This is a genomic window from Alkaliphilus transvaalensis ATCC 700919 (assembly GCF_000621485.1).
GTDB classification, from domain to species: Bacteria; Bacillota; Clostridia; order Peptostreptococcales; family Natronincolaceae; genus Alkaliphilus; species Alkaliphilus transvaalensis.
Map to the genome: position 1 here is coordinate 206,427 of NZ_JHYF01000009.1, position 22,694 is coordinate 229,120.

The 22,694-nt window shown below is 34.6% G+C and carries 19 protein-coding genes; 4 read left to right on the forward strand and 15 right to left on the reverse strand.

The genetic code is table 11. From position 1 onward, the window contains the following. Positions 1-22: 22 nt before the first annotated feature. From T335_RS0108565 to T335_RS0108600, 8 genes are all read right to left on the reverse strand, one after another. The gene (locus T335_RS0108565; RefSeq protein ID WP_026477181.1) at positions 23-1,003 is read right to left on the reverse strand and encodes an ABC transporter ATP-binding protein; all 981 of its coding nucleotides are present in this window, start codon (positions 1,001-1,003) and stop codon (positions 23-25) included. Position 1,004: 1 nt separating this feature from the next. After that, positions 1,005-1,976, reverse strand: coding sequence for an ABC transporter ATP-binding protein (locus T335_RS0108570; protein WP_026477182.1), 972 nt, complete (start codon positions 1,974-1,976; stop codon positions 1,005-1,007). 21 nt (positions 1,977-1,997) lie between these two features. After that, entirely contained in the window at positions 1,998-2,972 is a 975-nt protein-coding gene (locus tag T335_RS0108575; protein WP_026477183.1) for an ABC transporter permease subunit, read from the reverse strand. A 19-nt stretch (positions 2,973-2,991) separates the two neighbouring features. Further along, on the reverse strand, positions 2,992-5,394 hold the full coding sequence (locus T335_RS0108580) for an ABC transporter permease subunit (protein ID WP_026477184.1): 2,403 nt from the start codon (positions 5,392-5,394) through the stop codon (positions 2,992-2,994). Between the two features lie 249 nt (positions 5,395-5,643). Then, positions 5,644-8,160: an FtsX-like permease family protein gene (locus tag T335_RS0108585; RefSeq protein WP_026477185.1), complete on the reverse strand. Its 2,517-nt coding sequence runs from the start codon at positions 8,158-8,160 to the stop codon at positions 5,644-5,646. Next, positions 8,160-8,927 (reverse strand): ABC transporter ATP-binding protein, encoded by a 768-nt coding sequence (locus tag T335_RS0108590; protein ID WP_026477186.1) that lies wholly within the window; start codon positions 8,925-8,927, stop codon positions 8,160-8,162. Before T335_RS0108590 ends, T335_RS0108585 begins: the two co-directional genes overlap by 1 nt. A gap of 337 nt (positions 8,928-9,264) precedes the next feature. Then, positions 9,265-9,753, reverse strand: a complete 489-nt coding sequence (locus T335_RS0108595) for a hypothetical protein (protein ID WP_026477187.1) — start codon at positions 9,751-9,753, stop codon at positions 9,265-9,267. A 65-nt stretch (positions 9,754-9,818) separates the two neighbouring features. Then, positions 9,819-10,214 (reverse strand): ribosomal maturation YjgA family protein, encoded by a 396-nt coding sequence (locus T335_RS0108600; RefSeq protein WP_026477188.1) that lies wholly within the window; start codon positions 10,212-10,214, stop codon positions 9,819-9,821. Between the two features lie 464 nt (positions 10,215-10,678). Here T335_RS0108600 and T335_RS0108605 point away from each other — a divergent pair, with 464 nt between their 5' ends. Next, positions 10,679-11,464: an ABC transporter ATP-binding protein gene (locus tag T335_RS0108605; RefSeq protein ID WP_026477189.1), complete on the forward strand. Its 786-nt coding sequence runs from the start codon at positions 10,679-10,681 to the stop codon at positions 11,462-11,464. Then, on the forward strand, positions 11,454-12,278 hold the full coding sequence (locus T335_RS0108610; protein ID WP_026477190.1) for an ABC transporter permease: 825 nt from the start codon (positions 11,454-11,456) through the stop codon (positions 12,276-12,278). The genes T335_RS0108605 and T335_RS0108610 overlap by 11 nt, the downstream gene beginning before the upstream one ends. A gap of 131 nt (positions 12,279-12,409) precedes the next feature. Here T335_RS0108610 and T335_RS0108615 read toward each other — a convergent pair whose 3' ends face one another. From T335_RS0108615 to T335_RS0108645, 7 genes are all read right to left on the reverse strand, one after another. Further along, positions 12,410-13,591, reverse strand: a complete 1,182-nt coding sequence (locus T335_RS0108615) for an acetyl-CoA C-acetyltransferase (RefSeq protein WP_026477191.1) — start codon at positions 13,589-13,591, stop codon at positions 12,410-12,412. A gap of 61 nt (positions 13,592-13,652) precedes the next feature. Beyond that, entirely contained in the window at positions 13,653-14,312 is a 660-nt protein-coding gene (locus T335_RS0108620; protein WP_026477192.1) for a 3-oxoacid CoA-transferase subunit B, read from the reverse strand. Position 14,313: 1 nt separating this feature from the next. After that, complete coding sequence (gene atoD / locus T335_RS0108625) at positions 14,314-14,967, reverse strand: acetate CoA-transferase subunit alpha (protein WP_026477193.1); 654 nt, start codon at positions 14,965-14,967, stop codon at positions 14,314-14,316. A 74-nt stretch (positions 14,968-15,041) separates the two neighbouring features. Continuing rightward, positions 15,042-15,341, reverse strand: a complete 300-nt coding sequence (locus tag T335_RS0108630) for an AtuA-related protein (RefSeq protein ID WP_026477194.1) — start codon at positions 15,339-15,341, stop codon at positions 15,042-15,044. A 4-nt stretch (positions 15,342-15,345) separates the two neighbouring features. Beyond that, on the reverse strand, positions 15,346-16,701 hold the full coding sequence (locus T335_RS0108635; RefSeq protein WP_026477195.1) for an acyclic terpene utilization AtuA family protein: 1,356 nt from the start codon (positions 16,699-16,701) through the stop codon (positions 15,346-15,348). A gap of 44 nt (positions 16,702-16,745) precedes the next feature. Continuing rightward, positions 16,746-18,041, reverse strand: a complete 1,296-nt coding sequence (locus T335_RS0108640) for a CitMHS family transporter (protein ID WP_026477196.1) — start codon at positions 18,039-18,041, stop codon at positions 16,746-16,748. A 443-nt stretch (positions 18,042-18,484) separates the two neighbouring features. Further along, positions 18,485-19,825 (reverse strand): sigma-54 interaction domain-containing protein, encoded by a 1,341-nt coding sequence (locus T335_RS0108645; protein WP_026477197.1) that lies wholly within the window; start codon positions 19,823-19,825, stop codon positions 18,485-18,487. Positions 19,826-20,519: 694 nt separating this feature from the next. Here T335_RS0108645 and T335_RS0108650 point away from each other — a divergent pair. Both T335_RS0108650 and T335_RS0108655 read left to right on the forward strand, forming a co-directional pair. Next, positions 20,520-22,013: a DUF1538 domain-containing protein gene (locus T335_RS0108650; protein ID WP_026477198.1), complete on the forward strand. Its 1,494-nt coding sequence runs from the start codon at positions 20,520-20,522 to the stop codon at positions 22,011-22,013. Beyond that, entirely contained in the window at positions 22,003-22,668 is a 666-nt protein-coding gene (locus T335_RS0108655) for a P-II family nitrogen regulator (protein WP_026477199.1), read from the forward strand. Before T335_RS0108650 ends, T335_RS0108655 begins: the two co-directional genes overlap by 11 nt. Positions 22,669-22,694 lie beyond the last annotated feature (26 nt).

The window sequence follows — 22,694 nt, forward strand, 5'->3', positions numbered from 1 at the left end:
ATTTAATATTTTTAAATTTACATTATGTTGAAGTGGCTATTGATTCTTTCACTAAATGACATGAGACACAATAGTCTTCGACTGTTATAAGGGGTGGTTCTTCTATTTTACAAACATCCATACAATATTGACATCGGGTATGGAAGGCACATCCCTTTGGCAGATTAATAGGACTGGGTATTTCATCCCTCAATCGGATTCTTTCTCGCTTTATATTTGGGTCTGGAACTGTTGATGCTGACATTAATGCTTGAGTATAGGGATGTTTAGGTTCATTAAAGATGGTTTCTGCATCGCCCATTTCAACAATTTTCCCAAGATACATCACTGCAACTCGGTTACTTACGTGTTTAATAACATTTAAACCGTGGGCGATAAATAGATAGGATAATTTGAACTCTCGCTGAAGCTCCATTAATAGATTTAAAATCTGTGATTGAATTGATACATCTAAAGCTGATACTGGTTCATCGCAGACTATAAACTTTGGTTTAGTTGCTATTGCTCTTGCAATTCCAATCCGTTGTCGTTGTCCTCCACTAAACTCGTGGGGAAACTTTTTTGCGTCTTTTGCCGATAATCCCACTAAATTTAATAACCTTACAACTTCTTTTTTAAACTCTAGGGGTGGGACAATCTTATGGATGGTTAGGGGTTGGGTCATAATATCTTCTATGGTCATCTTTGGATCTAAGGCCGAATAAGGATTTTGAAAAACAACCTGTAGGTCCTTTCTAATCTTTCTAAATTCACGATCTTTAATTTTACTTATATCTCTACCTTCTAGTAGTACTTTCCCGCTAGTAGGTTCTAATAGTCTTAATAATAATTTACCTGTAGTGGTTTTTCCACTACCGGATTCTCCAACTAGTCCTAATGTCTCGCCTTGGTTAATATGAAAGCTAACTCCATTGACTGCCTTTACCACAGCCTTTTCTATTTCCAGTACAGGCGTTGTTATCGAAAAGTTCTTCTTTAAATCTATCACTTCAATGATCTTCATCTTATTCTTCCTCCCCGTGATAAAGCCAACATCTTACCTGATGTTTTTCCCCTACTGCTATTAAAGGTGGCGTTTCCCCTTTACAACGTTCTATTACTTCTTCACATCTTGTGGAAAAACGGCATCCTTTAGGAAAATCTGATGGATGAGGCACATTACCACCAATTGTGTATAAGATGTCTGCCTTATCGTCGGCCCTTGGAATACATTTAATCAACCTTCTAGTATAGGGGTTTAATGGATTTCTAAATAAGTTTGCTTTCGTAGTATCCTCCATAATTTTTCCACAGTACATTACACAAACACGATCTGCCATTTCTGCCACGACCCCCAAGTCATGGGTAATTAGTAAAATTGATAGCTTGTATTCTTTTATAAGACTTTTTAAAAGTTCTAAAATTTCTGCTTGAATAGTCACATCTAAAGCAGTGGTAGGTTCGTCTGCAATTAGTATCTTAGGCTGACAAACAATAGCCATGGCAATCATGATCCTTTGCCTCATCCCTCCGCTAAATTGTGATGGATAGTCTTTATAACGACTGGAGGCATCTGGTATTCCCACTAACTCCATCATTTTAATCGCTTCCTTTTTAGCCTCATACTTCGATATCTTTTGATGAATTATTAGGGCCTCTGCAACTTGATTACCAATGGGAATCATGGGATTTAAGGATGACATTGGATTTTGGTAAACCATACTAACCTCATTGCCTCTAATTTTACACATTTCTTTTTCTTTTTTATGAAGTAAGTTTTCATTATTAAATATAATCTCGCCTTCCATCACCTTACCTGGTTTTGGCACTAACCCCATAATAGACATTGCAGTAATACTTTTACCACTGCCTGACTCACCTACCAAAGCCACAATTTCACCTTCATCTATACTAAAACTGACACCATCAACAGCAGGAATCACTTCATTTTCTATTGTAAAGTAGGTTTTTAAGCCTTTAACTTCCAATAAGCTCATGTTTTGTCCCCCTTTCTAGAATTATTGATTTTTTAACTTAGGTACTAAAACTTGTCTTACAATATCCAATATCGTATATAAAATAAAATAGATTAATGCTAAGGTAACTGCAAAGGCTAAAAAGGCGGTTGTAATACTGGTATCTGCTACCCTCCCACCCATTAGATATACGTCTGTTGGTCTACCATATAATTCGATCATTTCAAAGGCAATGCCTGGATAGTAAAAAATTCTCTCAACAATAAATAAGCTAGAAAACATCATGGAAGTGATTGTTGGAAAAGAAGCAATTAAATCGACCCACACATTTCTCATTGCATGATTTAAAATGATCCTAGTTTCTGAACACCCCTTACCTCTAGCTGCTAATATATAATCTTTATCATATACAGCCTCTATAGAAGTGGCGGTAATTCTAGCAATATAAGCGGCAGGTACCAAAGATAATGCTATAGTAGGGTAGATCGCCTGTGACCAATGGGCATATCCTAAATGGAGTACTGGGCCAATTCCCAAAAGTGTAATATTTCTTCTATATAAATACAGCCCCAAAAGTTGTATCAAGCTAATTAATAGTACATCGGGTACTGATAAAGGAATTATCGTTTGTAGAAACTTAAAGGTTGACTGTTTCTTTTGCCTTCGACTGTCAAATATACCTTTAGGTATACCAATTAAAAGCGATACAACTAAAGCTATAAAAAATAAAGTCATACTTCTTTTTAAAGCGATTAATAAAATTGCTCCAACCGTCTGCCCCCTACCTGTCACCGGTATTTGTAAATAGCTACCTGAAACAAGATTCTTAATTGAGCTTAAAACATTTTCTTGATATAAACTATAATCCATATTACTGACTAGTTTTCCATCTATGTGAAAGAAATTTAAGTCTAAAGGCACGTTCGTTAAAAGCACAACAATAAGTCCAATCAAAAAAAGCATTAGTAGATTTGTAGTTACCTTAATAGAAATTTTCCTTATGGCCATCTTATTCATGGTTTACCTCCTTCAAATACTACTTAAAATTGTCGTCCATTGTGATTAAATCAATATAAAATTGACCTATATTTTTCATTTGGTTTTCATTTAAGTTCTCTATCGTATCTTCTACAGAATTGATTAAACCGTAATTAGGTGTATCAACTGATATTTTTAAAGACATGTTTAGACCAATCTCATGAAAGGTTGAACTGTTGGATCCCCTGAAGACGAAATCTACCCCCGTCTTTTTAAGTCTATTTTCTATTCCCTTGATTAGTTCATAGGTTTCTACTTGTGCCCCCTGAGCTGTTACAGGACTTTGAATTTCTATACTAATTGCATTATCTTTGGTTGCCTGACCTACATCAAAGTAATAAATTTTATAATACTGTTGTGTATATAATCTACCGAACATGTTGTAAAAATAAGTACCAGGGTTCCAAGTCGTATTTCCATCCCAAAATGCAAATATAATTGTTTTATTAAAGGGTTCATCAATTGAAGATAGTATTCTTGCAATTTCTAAATTAATTGCAGGTTTTGAGGCACTTGCTGCACTGGTTCTATTTTCAATCATTCCTAAACCATCATAGGATGATCCAATTATAATTAATTCCTTTTTATTATTACTATCATTAGGCTTATCCCAATCTTCTCCAGGAAGGACGGCAAAGATATTGCGACCTTTATCTGGCATTTTAGGCATTTTCATGTTAACTTCAACTTCGTAATGATCTTCCTGCAATCTCTCTGCTAATTCTCCCCAAGGTAAAATGGTATATTGTGTAGATAAAAACGTTGGAATCACAGGAATTCTATCCTCATCTAATATAATAAATTGTAGCCTATTATTAATTTGAGGATAGATTAAATTTGGATATAAATTAGTCCCATCACTTACTTCAACTCGAATATAGTCGTCAATATCCTTTTCTTTCATAATTTGTTGACTTTTTTCATCAGTAGATGAAAATCCAGTAAAGCTAAGGTAATTATTTTTCAAATCTCCATCCATCATTTCCCTTCCATTAAAAGCAGCTATTATAAAATCCTTATTTAAGTAATAGGTAATTGTCTCACCATCTTCTGATATTAAATTAATAAAACCATCCTCCACAACTCCATATTGTATATTTCTTCCTGGTGGGGTCGCTCTATATAAATCAAAAACCTGATAATAATTTTCATCTTCGTAGGGTTCCAATCCATATTCCATTAATTTGCTAACAATATATTCGCCCGCCAAATATCCACCTTCAAAGCCAGCTAGTCGCCCTTCATATTCTGGACTCATTAATTCTTCAATATGTTCCATAGCCATTGTTACATCAAATTCATACAGACTTTTGGGAGCTGGTATAGCTAGATATGTCACAACGATGAGGATACATAAGGTCTTCATTATTACAGGTCTATAATATTCTTTAAACCTTAAAATTTGTTGAAAATATATTTTAGGTGAGAAAATAAATCCAAACCTTCTAATCATTGAGGTAACCCTTGAAGTTCTTTTTTCAAATTCTACCCTTAAGCCTTCACCCGTTAGGTTAAAAGCTAATATACCAACTGTAAAAGCTAAAGCAGGGTAAAGGCTAACCCAGTAGTTTCCTAAACGATTTTGAAGAACTGTTCTAGACAACATCGAGGCCCATTCAGGATTGATGGCCACTGCTAAATAAGAATCATCAATTCTTTGTATAAAGCTTCTTGGCCCAACATATACATCCAAAATACTCAATTGAGCTAAGAAAAAGATGACCATTCCTACCTCTATAAAGGCTATACTAATTAAAGAAGGAATTAAGTGGGGAATCATATTCTGAAGGGCTATCTGGAATTTGTTTTTTCCAACGGCTACTTCCCCTTCTATAAATTCTTCCATCATAATTTTATGGGATGTTTCTTCTACTTGCTTAGCTAATTTCCCCCACCCTAAAATAGTAAGGACAACTGCAAAGGCTTTTATTGAGCTTTCTACTTGTAATCCTGATAAATATTGAATATTAAAGATGATAAAAGCTGCAAAAAGTGCAGGTATTGCAGTAAAAACCGTATTCCAAAATTTAATTAAGGATGAAATTGTTTTGCTTCCTATTCCAGCTATGATTCCAAGGGGTAAGGCTATTAATAACCTAAATATAACTACTAATATGGCGGTTCTCAAGGTTATTTTAGTACCATGTACAAGTCGAGCATAGATATCTCGACCAAATTCATCTGTTCCCATTATATTTTCCTTAGTGGGCCCCCATGGAGGAGCCACTATTTTATGAACAGCTTCACCATTTTCTATTACCTTTTCGAACCGAATTGGGTTTCTAAAAGTAGGGTCCTGCTGGGTAAATTTCTGAGGAAATAATGACATAAATAATAGCAAAGTTAATAGCAAAACCCCAATCCATAAGGGAAAGTTAATTTTTCGTATAATCTTATACATATTTGTCACCTCTTGTTTAATTGTTTATGGTTTTCTTTAGCTGAATAATGAATTTTTTATAACCAACTTCTTATTGTTTATGTTAGCTTATATTTAATATTCTTAATAAATATCCAAAACCCTTCAAGTATAGCATTTTTTTACAAATTATCTTTCTTAAACACTTCCTCTAAAGGTTAGTTCCTCCAAGCAAAAAAAACCTACACTCTCCAATAATAATGGAGATATTGTAGGTTTAGTTAAATACGCTTAGTACGTTGAATCCATTAACTCTTCAATTATTGACTTCCTTGATATTCTCTTTGCTATTGGTATTGTAAAAACAGTTCCAAACACTACCATTATAGCAGATAGAAAAAGTATTACCTTCCATGGGAAAATAATAGTCCCCCCATCTCCCCACAAAAAACCCCATGCTATAATAAGGCCCGATATGCTTCCTAAGACAATTCCTATTACCGAATAAATAAAACTTTGGATTAAAATCACTTTCAATAGTTGTTTAGGAGTTAGACTTAATGTCCTTAATAAAGCATATTCTTTACGCTTTCCTTCTATTTGAGACCTTAGGGTAATGAGCATTCCTAATAGTCCAATAATACTACTAGTGATTACAACAATATTTATCACCATAAACCTTTGTTTAACCAGTGAGGTTGTTTCTTCAATGGCATCATTTAAAGCACTCCATCTAATTTCTGGATAATAGCCTTTTAATTCATTTAAGCCCATTACCACTTCATCCTCCAACCCATCTTCTACATCTATTAGAACCTTACCTAATATTATATCCCTGTCATGAATTGTAGTATTTTTAATATCAACGAGAGCAGCATTGTACCAATATCCTGGCAAATAATCTACTATAGCCCCCACAGTCAGAATGGACCCTTCATTCTTACTGTTTACATTTACTACGCTTATCTTATCTCCTATATTTAAGTTTAAGTGTTTGACATAGGCTTTATTAATAATAACCATTTCCGAAAAGTTTTCTCCTACCGGCGATACTAACCCACTGATTGTAAGTGCTTCTAAATCCGTTACAATATAGCGAAGTTGTTCATTTAAGGGATATTCTAGCCCATTCTTAACTAATGTGATAGATCCACTTGTATCTCTTGCAAAGGGGATTGCTCTTTTGACCCCTCCAATTTCTTCTATTTTTTTGCTAAAATCTAATTGTAACTTGCTTTCTATATTTAATCTACTTGATAACACAAAATCAGTAGCATATTCTTGTTGTATATTTTTCAATGATGTTTCCTTTATAGATTCCATAATGCTAGTACCAGTTACAGCTATCATAACCGAACCAGCTAGAGCCAGTACTATAAGTGAATTCTGTTTAACTTGGGGGATCATATTTTTGATAGATACATACACTTCCGACCCAAGAATAAATTTAGCTGGTGGTAATAGTAAGGTTAGAATAATTTTAATATAATTACTTAAACCTAAGAACAGACCTATTACAATAAAAATACCACCAAAAAATCCATCACCAGAACCACCTATTATAGTCAGTCCACTTAAGAGGATCAGTCCACCCCCTACTATTATGAAGCCCACACTAATTCTCTTTCGAATACTGCTATGTTTAAATTCTATTCCCTCGTTTTCTTGCATTACTTTAATAGGTGGAATTTTAGCTGACCGATAAATTGGAAATAGGATAGTTAAAACAATAATTAATATAGTACCAATTGAAATACCTATTGGATAAACTAAGCTAATTGGCATTTGATTCATATTAACGCCAAAAAACTTCCCAAAACTTGTAGTTAATAATGTAGTAGAGATTATACCTAGTACTAATCCCAAAATCCCTCCAATAGCTAATATGTAACCAGCCTGTAATAGTATTAATTGATAAGTTTGAGATATGCTTCCTCCTATAGCTCGAAACATTGCCAATTCTTTTTGTAATTCATATACAAAGATTCTAAGATTGCTTATAATAAGTAAAGAACTAATCATTATAGCCAAAATACCAAGACCATAGCCTATATTTTGAATATGTTGAGTATTTCTCACAACACCTTCCGACAACTGAATAATTTCTATGCGAAATTCATCATCTATACCTCTTAAACCATTGGCAATATTGAATTCATTAACATTACTTGAAGTTTCTACCAACAGATAGGTTGATTCACCTTCTATATTCACCCAACGTTGTAAGGTATGAAGATTAAAAATAGCTATATCTGGTATAATAGCTCCCTTAGGGTCTGGTATTATTTCAACAATCTTATTTTTTATTAATTCTTGACCTGATAACAATATATATACTTCATCAAGAATAGTTGCGCCTAATGCTTCAGCTAAGCTATAATTTATTATCACTTCATTTTCACCTAGATCTTGAGTAAACTTATATCTACTCTTGGCTAGCTGACTATTATCTGCTCCCACTGCATATACGTTGTTTTTATAGATTTTTCCCCCACTAATATCTTGAAGAGTTACATGGTTAGATGCGATCACAATACCAGACACATTTTCTATCCCGTCTAGTTCCCTTACTCTTGCTTCCTGCTGGCTAGTAATAAGCTTTGTACCCGTGTCATATCCAACAAAAATATCAGCATCACCATAGATCTCTCTAAGTTCTAGCTGAAAGGCTTTTTCCATCTGATTAGTCAATGATAACATACTTACAATTAAGGCAACTGCAAGCGTAACAGCTAATATAGATAATATAGTTTTAGATTTATTTGCAAAAATAAGTTTTTTGCAAATTCCCAGAAAAGTACGGTTCATTATTCTGCAACCTCCATCAAATCTTGAAGCTTAGCTAAAATATAACAGGTATTCTCTTCTATACTTTTTCTCTCCAAATTATCAAATTCTTCAACGATAGCTCCATCTTGAAAAAATAAGATACGGTCTCCATAAGCTGCCACCTTGGGATCATGGGTAACAAGCACAATCGACTGATTAAATTTTTCTTTACTATTTATAATTAATTCTAAAACATTTTTAGCTGTTTTAGAGTCTAGATTACCCGTAGGCTCATCTGCCAATAGAATAGCTGGAGAATTTATTATAGCCCTAGCTATAGCTACTCTTTGTTGCTGCCCACCAGAAAGTTCTACAGGCCGATGGTTACGTCTATTATAGAGTCCCACAAAACTAAGGACCTCTTCGGTACGTTCTTTTACAACAACTGCCTTTTCATTCTTTAAAATGAGTGGTAGAGCTACATTTTCCTCTACAGTTAAAGCGTTTAGAAGGTTAAATGCTTGGAATACAAAGCCGATCTTATCTCTTCGATACTGGGTTATATAGGGTTCTTCATGATAATTCTTTATTAATTCTCCGTTAATATAAACCCTTCCATCTGATGGTGAATCTAATCCTCCTAAAATATTTAAAAGGGTTGTCTTACCTGATCCACTTCTCCCCATTATAACGATGAATTCTCCTTTATTTAATTGAAAATCTATATTTTTGAGGGCTTTAACTTTACTTTTTCCAACTGTATATTCTTTAGAAATACCTTGTACTTTTAAAATTGGTATACTCATTGAAAATCACCTACCTTAACTTAATTTAACTATAAGACAACTTTCATAAATATCTTGACTTTAATCAAAGATGTATCTTGTAATTTTCCTGCACTTTGAATTTCCTGTACTTTGTAATAATACCATTTGTATCCAAAATTTTCAATGTGGTTTTTTAGGTACAATACTTTACTTTTGAAGTATGTCAACTCAAAATTATCAATTCCTCAGTGAAAGTTTATCGTATATTTTAAGATAATTATCTATTATTCTAATATTAAAACCAAGATCTCTAGAAGTGAGAAAAAGCCCCCATGGAATATTCCCTATCCATGAGAGCTTTTTTCTTATAACTTAATTATTTTCTAGATTCTATTATTACATCCTCATAATTGGCAAAAGATAAATGTAGGTCACCACGGGTGTTGTCCCCTACGATTTTTATTCTACTGGCACCTTCACTTAATTTAAGCTCCATAGCTCCATTTTGTGTGTTTTCTAAAATATTGATTACCTCCATATCTGGAGAAATAAGAACAACCTTGAATCTTCCCTTCGATATCTTTGCGTCAAAGAGAATCTGGATTGTACTTTCTTGTGATGCAGTAATATCCCATAGGGTTTCCATCCCAGAAAAATTAAAGGTAATATTGGTTTCTTCTTCTGTATTTCCACCCAATCGCCTTTGAAAAGAATAACTATCAAAAGCTTCAACTATTTTACTATTATCATCGTATATAGCCCGTTGTTTGCTATTGTCAAAAGGAGCTGGGAAATTGAAAATTGCAAGGGCCATAATTGCTAATACGACTAAAGCTGGTAGGATAAATTTTAATTTTTGATTCATAGGATACCTCCAATCAATTTACTATATCTATGTTATTCTATGTTTGGTAAAAATATCCTTGTTTTTCATTTAATAAAACTTCTTTTATGTAGAATAATCGCCTCTATTAAAGAACCAATTAATATCCCTATACTGTAGGAAAACAAATCACTCCATAAAAATCCAAACCCCAAAACTAGCCCACCTAAAGTAGTATGTCTTATATTATTAATCCATGTTGCCTGATAGAGTTGGCTAAATTCAATAAAGAAAGTAAAGCTTATCGCTGAAATCATAATCCAAAGGGTGCTTTTCTCCTTAAAGATTAGTCCAATTATGAAAAATATCATTAGTGCCCAAAGAATATCTCCTACATAAAGATGGACCCATCTGGGGAAATGATCTGTTCTCGAGACTAGTCCCAGAAGAACTACAATTATAATTAATATAAGATAGATTGTTCTGTTTCTTTTAATATTCAAATTTGTCGACCTCCCTTTATGTTGAAAATACTTAGCCTCATTTGACCTCTTTTAATTTTTATGACTATATAACTCGTTAATTACTATATACATACCAATACTAAATAATAATTCAGCAGTATTTAAAATGAAGTCACAAAATTAAAGCTTACTCTTCCTAAAAGTAATTGTAAAGTCTCCAATGCTAGTAATCCACTTAAAAGTATTACTAAAAATTTAACAATTGTTCCACCTGTTAATATGTACCATGCTCATTTCTATATTAAAATAGGGTATTCCTTTTTTATATCATACCAAATTCTAACTCTTCTTCTTAATGCTCACATTTTTCTTCTATCTTTTATCCAATAGCAAGCTCCTATTAGTCAGTCTTTTAGTTATATAAAGTAACCCATCTCCCTTCTGTTTCATAATATACCCTATAGATTAAAACACTTTTTGTCAAAGAAAGGAGGAGGCTACTTGTGAAGGATGAAAAGTTTGTTGATATTAAAAATATATCCATGATTTATCATACGATTAATGGTGAAACGAAAGCCCTTGACCAGCTTTCTTTTGAAGTAAAAAAAGGAGAAATCGTTGCAATAGTTGGCCCTAGTGGTTGTGGTAAGTCAACAATTCTATCAATTATTGCAGGTTTACTAAAACCAACTTCTGGCATGGTTACAATCAATGGTCAAAAGGTTGAGGGGACAAATAAAAAGGTAGGCTATATGTTTCAAAGTGATCATCTGTTTCAATGGAGAAGCATCTTGGCGAATGTTTTAATAGGCCTTGAAATTCAAAATAAGGTTAATGAAAAAAGTATTAATCGAGTTACGAAACTTTTAGAAACCTATGGGCTTGGAGACTTTCAAACCCACTACCCCCACCAACTCTCGGGTGGAATGAGACAACGGGTTGCCCTTATCAGAACCCTTGCTACAGAACCTGACCTTTTATTATTGGATGAGCCCTTCTCAGCCTTAGACTATCAAAGTAGATTGGCGGTAAGTGATGATATTGCAAAGATTATTAACCAAGAGGAAAAAACAGCTATTATGGTTACCCATGACATAGCTGAGGCAATATCAATGGCCGATAGGGTCATTGTTTTATCTAATCGCCCTGCCAATGTGAAAAGTATCTATAACATAGAGCTTACCTGTAACGAAGGAGAAGAAGCATCCCCCATTAAATGCCGTGAAGCCCCTGAGTTTAGACATTATTTCAACAAAATCTGGAAGGAGCTGGATATCCATGTTCGGTAATAAAAAGCCCTCTGAAAATACTAATCACTCCCCCAGTCATATAGCCTTTCTCAAATCCCAGCATCGATATCGTTTACAGATAAAACTATCTCAAGTTGGTTTGTTGGTTGGGTTTATTCTCCTCTGGGAACTGGCTGCAACTTTAAGATGGATTGACCCCTTCTTTTTTAGCAAACCTTCATCTATCGTTAAGCTAATTATTAACCTGGCAAAGGATGGGTCAATCTTTAAACATACAGGTATTTCTGTTTTTGAAACGGTGGTGGGCTTTGTCATTGGTACAATTCTTGGTACTGGCATTGCAATTATCTTATGGTGGTCTGAGTTCTTTGCTAAAGTTTTCGACCCATATTTAGTGGTATTAAATGCCCTCCCCAAAATCGCCCTTGGCCCCATCATTATTATTTGGGCTGGTGCTGGCATGCAAGGCATCATTGTAACAGCCTTAACAATTTCGATTATTGTTACAATAATGGCTACTTATAATGGTTTTAGAGAAGTGGATTCTGAAAAAATTAAGATGCTTAAGACCTTTGGCGCAACTAAATTTCAAATTCTACAGAAGGTGGTTTTTCCCGCCAGTATACCCAATATGATTAATACCATGAAGATTAATATCGGCATGTCTTGGATTGGAGTAATCGTTGGAGAATTTTTAGTATCTAAAGCTGGACTTGGTTATTTGATTGTTTATGGTGGGCAGGTCTTTAGGTTAGATATCGTTATGGCAGGAGTAATTATTCTAGCCATAGCTACGGCTTTAATGTATCAGGTTGTGGCTAGTTTGGAAAAACGATTTGTGAAGTGGCGTTAATATGATTTAAGTCCTATCTATGATAAGATCATCATAAATAGGACTTTTTCTGACTTAAAAATAATATTTCAAAGATAAAATTAAAGAACAACTGGAAAATAAAATTTAAGCTAGGGGATTAACAACAGTTTTTAGCTTCTTTTAATAATCACAGTTTCTCCCATACCTCCACCTACACAAAGGGTTGCCAGTCCGTATTTTTCATCTCTTCTCTTGATTTCGTGTAATAGACTTACCAAGATTCTGGCTCCACTAGCACCTACAGGGTGGCCTAGTGCTATAGCTCCACCATTAACATTAACTTTAGCCATATCTAATTCTAGACCTCTAGATACTGCCAACGCTTGGGCCGCAAAAGCTTCATTAGCTTCTATTAAATCAATATCTGTTATTTGAAGCTGTGCTTTTTCTAAAGCTTTCTTTGATGAAGGGATAGGTCCTTCTCCCATAATTTCTGGCTCTATCCCTGCTGATGCATAGGCTACGATTGTAGCAAGGGGGGTAATTCCTAATTCATCAGCCTTTTTCTTACTCATAATAACCAATGCTGCAGCACCATCATTTATACCAGATGCATTACCTGCTGTAACACTACCATCCTTTTTAAAAGCTGGTTTAAGTTTTTGCAAGGCTTCTATCTTTAATCCCTCTTTAATGTATTCATCTTCTTCAAAAACAACTGTCCCTTTTCTTGTTGAAATCTCTACAGGCACAATCTCTTCCTTAAAACGACCTTCATTTTTGGCTATTTCTGCTTTATTTTGACTAGAGAGAGCAAATTTATCTTGTTCTTCCCTTGTAATCTTCCACTTCTCAACTATATTCTCGGCAGTAATCCCCATATGATAATCATTAAAAGCATCTGTTAATGCATCTTTAATCATAGTATCAATGATCTTACCATGGCCCATCCGCTGTCCCCATCTAGCATGATCAACGATATAGGCTGCTTGACTCATATTCTCTGTGCCCCCTACAACTACAACTTCATTATCATCTGCTAAGATTGTCTGGGTTGCCAAAGACACCGCCTTTAGACCAGAACCACATATCATATTAATAGTGGTTGCTGGAACTTCTACTGGAATACCAGCTTTTATTGATGCCTGTCTAGCAACACCTTGTCCGTGCCCTGCTTGTAACACGCATCCCATAAACACCTCATCAACATCTGTAGACTGTAGATTAGCTCTCTTTAAGGCCTCTTTAATAACGATGGCTCCCATTTCTGCAGGGGCAACACTTGCTAAGCTGCCATTAAAGCTACCTATTGCTGTTCTTACAGCACTTGCTATTACAACTTCCTTTTTCATTTCTTAACCTCCATTTATTTATAACATTCTAACTATATGATTTAGTATGATTTAGTAAAATTTATACTTCCATTGCTTTTAAATCTTCACAAATAATTAATTCTGCATCAGTCAAAGCCTGAACTTCTTCTAGGGTAAAATGGGGGTTAATCTCTCTTAAAATTAATCTTCGATTCACTACCTCTATTACACCCATTTCAGTAATAATTAAGTTAACTTGTTCCTTTGCAGTTAGGGGTAGGTCACATTGTTTAAGAATTTTTTTAGCCCCTTTTGCAGTATGGGTCATAGCTACGATCACTTTTTTTGCCCCTACCACTAAGTCCATAGCACCACCCATTCCAGGAACCATGCTACCGGGAACCATCCAATTTGCTAAATTTCCCTTTTCATCCACTTGCAGGGCCCCCAGTACTGTTACATCTACATGACCACCACGGATGATGGCAAAAGATGTAGCGCTATCGAAAAAAGCAGCCCCTGGTACCAGGGTGACAGGCATTGCCCCTGCATTGACAAGATCTTTTATCTCTTTTCCTGCTTCAGCCAAAGGTCCCATTCCCACAAATCCATTTTCCGATTGAAGGATTACTTCTACTTCTTCTGGCACGTAATTAGCAACTAGTGTAGGAAGGCCAATACCAAGATTTACAACGAAACCGTTTTGAAATTCTTTTGCTACTCTTTTGGCAATAATATTTTTTATTTGATTGTTATCCATGCTATTTTACCTCCTTTACAATGATGTCTACAAAAATACCCGGTGTCATAACATGATCAGGATCGATTTCTCCAGCTTCAACAATTTCTTCTGCTTCGACAATTACAAGCTCAGCGGCCATTGCCATTAATGGGTTAAAATTTCTAGCTGCCTTATCATAGTAAATATTTCCCTTTACATCCACCTTAGTCCCCTTTAACAGAGCAACATCGGCTTTAAGTGGTAATTCTAATAGGTACTCTTTATCTCCTATTGTTATCTTTTCTTTGCCTTCTTCTACAAGGGTTCCGATTCCTGTAGGAGTAAGAAATCCTCCTAAACCAGCTCCAGCACTTCTAATTCTTTCTGCTAATGTCCCTTGGGGTACCAGGTCTACTTCCATCTCCCCTTGATTCATTTGTCTCCCTGTTTCAGGATTAGTGCCTATATGGGAGGTGATTAACTTTTTAACTAATTTATTCGTAATTAACTTACCTATTCCGCTATTTTCAAAACCTGAATCATTCCCAATGATGGTAAGATTTTTAACACCTTTATCTACCAATCCATCAATAATATATTCTGGAGTTCCCGTTCCTAAAAAACCACCAATCATAATAGACATATCATCTTGAATATGGGTTAAAACTTCCTCTAGTGTTTTTATCTTTGTCATATTAATCACCTCTGTAATGTTACCAGATGCATCAGTAAATGCATCTGGTATATTTAATTATTTTATTTAAACTACTATATTTCCATTTCAAGTAGGGCAGAACTGAGACTTTTACCATGTTTATCTTGTGCCAATGATCTTGTAACTCCACCACCCAGAGCTTTATCCATAACAAAGTTTAAAGCGCCTAATTCAGGAAGTTCATACCTTGTTACTTCTCCTTCTACAATATCTTTAAACCAACTTTTTACAGACTCTGCTGTAACCTTCTCTTCAATAAGCTTGTAATCAGCTTGATTAAATACAATTAAAGAAATGTTAGAGATATTCCCTTTATCACCGGTTCTAGAATGGGCAATTTCTTTTAATTTCATATCCTTAAACCTCCTTATAATGTATTTCTGTTTTTATTTCATTTCTGGGTATAAATATGGAGGCTATCGAAACAATTTCCTTTACCCCTAGGGTTGCTCCGCCGCCACCTGCTGGTCCATTGGTATATAAAGCTTCAACCTCATTACCTATCTTTACAGCATCCTCTTTATTGATGGTTCTACCGGCAACCCTTAATCTAACCTCCCTACATTGGGCTTTATCATTAAACATTACATCAGCTATTTCGTCTTGATATAGGGAGTTGACCCCAATATAGTCAATTCTAAGTTCTTCAATCTTCACATTAGTAACTTCTAACCTTTTCTTTACGATCTCTCCTGCTAGTTTTGCTCTTTCAAAAGCGCCACTACCCCCATAGCTCATTTCCCCTTCACCTACATAACCATCTTTATAGCCTATACTAACCTTTAAGGTTTCTGTCTTTTGTCGGCCACTGGCACCTTTTATAAGAACTCGATCTTTTCCTATTTCCTCCATAGTTACCCCTGTATAATCAGCTACACCATCGGGGGTAATATAGCTTTTAGGATTATGGATCTCATAAATTAGTTGTTCTTTGCAGGTTGCAGGGGTAACTTTCCCCCCTGTACCTTCTACCTTTGTAATGACTACAGTTCCATCTTCATTTATCTCAGCAATGGGGAAACCTAGATTCCACAATTCTTCTACATCCTTAAAACCAGGATCTGCAAAGTAGCCTCCAGTGATTTGACCTGCACATTCTAACAAATGACCTATCATGATGCCTTTTCCAATTTTGCAATAATCTTCACTATCCCATCCAAACTCATAGACGATAGGTCCGAGAACAAGGGAAGGGTCTGCAACACGTCCTGTCACAATGATATCAGCATTATTTTTTAGAGCTTCTATTATCCCTTCTGCACCAGTGTAAGCATTTGCAGAGATAATTTGATCTTTTATTGAATCAAGTTTTGTTTCTAGTTCTAAAACATCATAGTTCATATAATTATTGATATTTTCAACAATGTTGTCTCCTAGTACTGCTGCGATTTTAAGACCTTTAATTCCATTTTTTTCTGCTATACTTTTTATAACCTCTGCAGCAGCCAGGGGGTTCGCTGCCCCCATATTAGTGATTACTTTTACTTTCTTTTCTGCACACAGGGGCAGTACCTTATCCATACGGTATTCCAAAAGGCTATTATAACCTTTAGCTGGGTCCTTCATCTTTTCTTGTTGTGCAATGGCAATTGTTCTTTCTGCCAAGCATTCAAAAATAATATAGTCAACATTTCCTTTCTCTATCACTTCTAATGCAGGTTCTAATCGATCTCCTGCATATCCTGCTCCAGAGCCAATACGTATTGTCTTCATCTAATGTTACCTCCTAATATTTTACGTATATAATTGATCAAAACTTATAGTTTAATGCCCCCTACAAGTAGGGCAACAATTAACATAACAATGGTTGTTGCAAATGCATAGGGAATCGTTTTCTTTTGATGTTCTCCTAAATCAACACCTGTAAGGCCTAATAATAAGAAGGTGGCTCCAGTTAGAGGACTAACAGGGAAACCTGTTGTCATCTGTCCTAATATCGCTGCCCTTCCAACATTTACTGCTTCAATACCAAATTCACTGGCAGACTGGGCAAGTACAGGTAGAACACCAAAATAGAATGAATCTGGATCAAATAATAAACTGGCAGGCATAGCAATTACACCAGTTAATACGGGAATAAATTTACCTAAAGACTGGGGTATGATGCTAACAGTAAAGTTCGCCATTTCTCCAATCATTCCAGACCCTGTCATAATTCCAATAAATGCTCCAGCAGCAAATAATATACTTGCCATCATTAAAGCTGCTTTTGCGTGGGAATCTATTCTTTCCCTTTGTTCTTTTACATTAGGATAGTTAATGGTTATTGCAACTGCAAAGGCTAACATAAATATAACATGGGGTGCAAGAATCTCTCTAATTAGAATAAATAAGGTGGCTATTATTATTGCAATATTTAAGTAGAATAAATGTGGTCTAGCTAATTTTAATTGTTCTGCATTTTCTTCCTTAGTAATGGCTATGCTGTCAATATTTAAATGAGCAATTAATTTCTGTTCTTTTTTTCCTAAGCGATAGGCAATGAAAATAACAAATAGCATACCAGCTATAAAGGGTATAAATATCGGGTTAAATAATTCAGTAGCTGATACGTCAAGGGCTGAAGCTGCTCTTAGTGTTGGTCCTCCCCAAGGGACTATGTTCATAACCCCTACAGATAGGGCAACGATTGTTGCTAAGGTCTGACGTCTCATTCCAAGGGCATCATACAGGGGTAATAAGGCTGGAATAGCTATTAAAAAAGAGGTCGCTCCTGAACCATCCAAATGAACAAGTGTTGATAAAATTACCGTACCGATTGCTATTTTTACAGGATCTTTCCCCACCACTGTAAGGATTTTATTAACGATTGGCTGAAATGTACCCGCGTCTGTTAATATTCCGAAAAATAAAATTGCAAATATAAACATGGTACCAGTAGGTGCTATGGATCTGATTCCATTTGTAATAAAAGTTCCTACTTCTTTGCCAAATCCACCAATAAGTCCAGTGATTATCGGTACAACAATTAGTACTACTACTGGTGATGCTTTTTTAGACATAACCAATGCCAGTAAAACAATGATCGTTATAAAACCTAATAATGCCAACATAAATAATCCTCCCTTTAATATATATTTTCATATTTATGTAATAGCAAGTCCCATGCCATTTATTGATGTAATGACAATTTGTTGTCTATTTATTAATCGATAAGCCTTACATTCCACTAAAAGGCCCTATCCTATTAAACCTCATTCCTTATGATTTCGTTAAGGCTAGATTAAATTATCAAAATTTTAATCAAAATATCTAATAGCCTAATCGTAAATTTCTAAAATTTTAGAAATATCCACCTATTAGTTTTGTGTCAATAAAAAGAACAGGAAAAACGTTTTCCTGTTCTTTTTATTTAATGTCTATATTTTAACGAATCAATGGCTATTTTACATAGGTTTGTAGTACACTCCCTATTAGATATATTATATCGTTATAAATTTTCTAATATTTTAGAAACCCTAAAGCTACTTTCTAATATTTTAGAAACCCTTTTTAATTACTTAAGCTTATTATAAAGGGTGGCTAATGATATTCCTAGGGCTTCTGCCGCCCTTTTCTTCCCTTCTACCGTATCACCAAAAATATCAATTGCTTTTTTTATCTCTACCATCTCAGTCTCCCTTATAATTTCTTCTAATAACTTAAGTTTTAAGAGATTAGTTCTAATCCCTTCTGATTGTATAATTTTAGGGAGATGCTCGAGTTTAATCAGATCATCATCTGTCATATTAATGGCAAACTCAATGGTGTTTTTTAGTTCCCTTATATTACCAGGCCAATTGTAATTACATAATAGATTGATTAGATCTCCTTGGATTTTTAGATCTCTATTCATTTTTTTATTCATTTGATCTAAGAAAATTTCTACTAGGGCTCTAATATCTTCTCTTCTTTCTCTAAGAGGATAGATATTTATTGGAAAAACTGCAATTCTGTAATATAAATCTATTCTAAAGCTATTTACCTCTATCATTTTTTCGAGACTTTTATTTGTTGCGGCAATCACCCTTACATCTACGGGAATCTCTTTTACGCCTCCAATTCTACGAATTGTACCCTCTTGTAGGGTTCTAAGTAGTTTTGCTTGTAATCCATAATTCAACTCTGATACTTCATCTAAGAAAAGAGTTCCACCATTAGCTACTTCAAATAAGCCTATTTTTCCACCCTTCTTTGCACCGGTGAAGGCCCCTTCTTCATAGCCAAAAAGTTCACTTTCCAAAAGGTTGTTATCAAAAGTAGCACAATTCACTGGAATAAATGGATTATTTTGCCTGTCACTAGCATTATGTATTGCATTAGCATATAGTTCTTTTCCAGTTCCACTTTCTCCCGTTATTAGTACATTAGAATCTTTTCTAGCAATTCTTTTGGCTAAATTTTTTGTCTCTAATGAATTTAAGTCGTTACTTATGATATCTTCAAAGGTATACTTTGCCTTTCCCATGCTTTTCATTGCCTTTTCAAGTCTTTTGATCATTAAATTTGACTGATTTAACTCTTCTGTCAACTTATAAATATCATTAATCTCGTTTAATATAGAGATACCTCCAATAATTTCATTACCTTCTATAATTGGTGCCATATTAACAATATATTCGACGTTTCCAACTTTTCTTTGAATTCTCAATAGTTTTTTACCACTGGTTATGACAGAGGGGAGCTGTGCACCAGGTCTCACTTCATAAAGGGACCTGCCTACTATGGCTTCTTTTTCTACCTTCGTAATTCTCGTATAGGAGGGATTAATGTACCTAACAACTCCAGTATGATCTGCAATTAGAACGCCATCATACAGGGCATCAAATATTTTTTTATCTAAATTATTTATTTTCATCTAATATCCCCCTTTTTTTCTTATTAGCTTTATCCTCCTATCATTATACTAAATATTCAAGATTTAAAACATACTGCTTCTTAAATAAAAGCTAATAGATCAATACCTTCTATAATTTTGCTCTGCATAAGTTCAAATTTGCTTCTATTCTTTTAATGGTATATTTTACAAATTGTTAATATTTCTTTAACAATTTTCTGTTGGACCAGCATAGCCTCCAACAAACTAGTAATTAGCGTGGGCATATGGTATGATTTATCTATGGATTAAATTTTTTATATGATACGGAGAGATTCTAATGGAAGGTACTATAAATAATAAAAATCTTAAATTAATTATTTATTTCTTTATGCTGCTATTTTTGCTGAATTTTTTTGCTGTTGATTATACCTATCATGAGACAGATCCTCTAAATATACTAGATCAACCGATCTTCTTATCTTCACATTTTTATCCTATAATTCATTTAGAAACATTCCGCCCTAGGGTCAATCTAAGATTATTTAGGGTACTTGTTTTTTTTATGTTATGCTTACTTATTAGCTATGATTTGGTACATAAGTTTATCTGCCTAAACCCTCTAAAACCCTTAAAACTAAAACTATATATAAGACTCCAACGTTTATCATTATCTCGTTAAAACTACTCTTCCTCCAACATTAAATAAGCAATTTAAGAAAGGAAGTGAAATTTAATGAATATATTTGTTGACAAAATCAAGGAGGTCTTTTTTGCAGTCCTTCCTATTACAATTATCGTACTAATATTAAACTTTACCCTTACGCCTTTAGACTTACCGCTAATCATCAGGTTTATCATTGGAGCTATATGGGTTATTTTAGGATTATCCTTCTTTTTAATTGGTGTTGATATTGGTATCACTCCCCTTGGTAGTTTAGTTGGCTCTACTTTAGCAAAAACAAATAAGCTCTGGATTGTAATCGTGGCAGGTTTAATTCTTGGTTTTTTCATTTCGATAGCTGAGCCAGGGTTATTAGTCCTTGCCAATCAAGTAGATCTGATAACATCTGGTCAAATTACTAGTCTAACTATTCTTATAGTCGTATCAATTGGTTTAGCAGTGATGGTTGCCTTGGGATTAGTAAGAATTGTCTATAACTTGCCTCTATATAAAATTCTTACAGCTCTGTATTTCATTACATTTATTTTAGCAATCTTCACTTCATCTGAATTTTTGGCCATCTCCTTTGATGCATCGGGCTCCACAACTGGTATACTGGCGGTACCCTTCATATTAGCCCTATCTTTAGGGGTTTCATCATTAAAAAAGGATAGTAAGTCATCTGAAAAAGATTCCTTTGGTTTGGTATCTATTGCGTCGGTAGGGGCTATACTATCAGTTATCATACTAAGTATTTTTACAAAAACCAATGAATTTGCACCTGCATTGGAATTATCACTATATGAATCTACTTCTATCCTAAGCCCCTTTATTAGGATTATTCCTCAAGTATTCAAAGAAAGTCTCTTTAGCCTGCTACCCCTTTTAGTCATCTTAATCATACTGCAAAAGGTTGCTTTCAATTTAAGTAAAAGGGCTTTTATAAGAATTTTAAAGGGCTTTATCTACTCATTTCTGGGCCTCTTAATCTTTCTAGTTGGTGTAAATGCTGGCTTTATGGACTTAGGTAGCATTGTAGGTTATCAGCTTGCAACACTAGATCATAGTTTTTATCTTGTAGGAGTCGGCTTCATATTAGGAATTGTAACAATTCTAGCCGAACCTGCTGTTTATGTTTTAACCCATCAAATAGAAGACGTAACCAGTGGCTATGTGAAGCGAAAGGCTGTCTTATTTGCCCTTTCTATTGGCGTTGGCCTTGCAGTAGCATTGTCTATGTTACGGGTAATTGTTCCCGGAATTCAATTATGGCATTATCTTTTACCTGGATATTTGCTTTCTATCATTATGACATATTTTGTACCTAAATTATTTGTTGGTATTGCCTTTGATGCAGGAGGGGTTGCTACAGGCCCTATGACTGCCACCTTTATATTAGCCTTTACCCAAGGGGCTGCAGAAGCCATAGAAGGAGCCAATGTCTTAATTGATGGTTTTGGCATGATCGCCATGGTGGCTTTAACCCCTATAATAACCCTACAAATTTTAGGTTTTATATTTAGTATTAAATCAAAAAAAGGAGGCCTTACTGTAGATGAAACTTAACTCTAGCAATATGGAATTTGAATTAATTTGTGTGATTATTAATTTTGGCTCTGCAAGTAAAGTCTTAAAATACGCAAAGCAACAGGGAATATCTGGGGGGACCATCCTATTGGGAAAGGGAACCGTTAGAAATCGTATTTTAGAATTTTTGGAATTAGCTGAGGTTAGAAAAGAGATTGTTTTAATGGTTGCTGAGAAGAATACAGCCTATTTTGTCCTAGATGCCCTTAATGAGAAGCTACGTTTCGATAAACCCCATCATGGGATTGCATTTAGTACTTCTGTTACAAATATCTTGGGTACTAATAACCGATTCAAAAAAGAGAATCAAGAAAGTAGAGGTGGAATAAAGCAAATGCATAATCTTATATTGGTAATCGTTGATAGAGGTAAAGGAGCGCTTGTAGTGGAAGCCGCCAACAAGGCTGGTTCTAGAGGAGCAACAATTATTAATGGTAGGGGTTCTGGTATTCACGAAACCAGCAAGCTATTTGCCATGGAAGTAGAACCTGAAAAAGAAATTGTTCTAATTATATCTCAAAATGAATCTACTGAAGAAATAGCCTCTTCGATTCGAAAAGAGCTTAAAATAGACGATCCCGGCAACGGAATTATATTTATTCAAGAGATCAACAAAGCCTATGGCCTATACTAAGAACAAAGACCTCCTACGAAAGATTT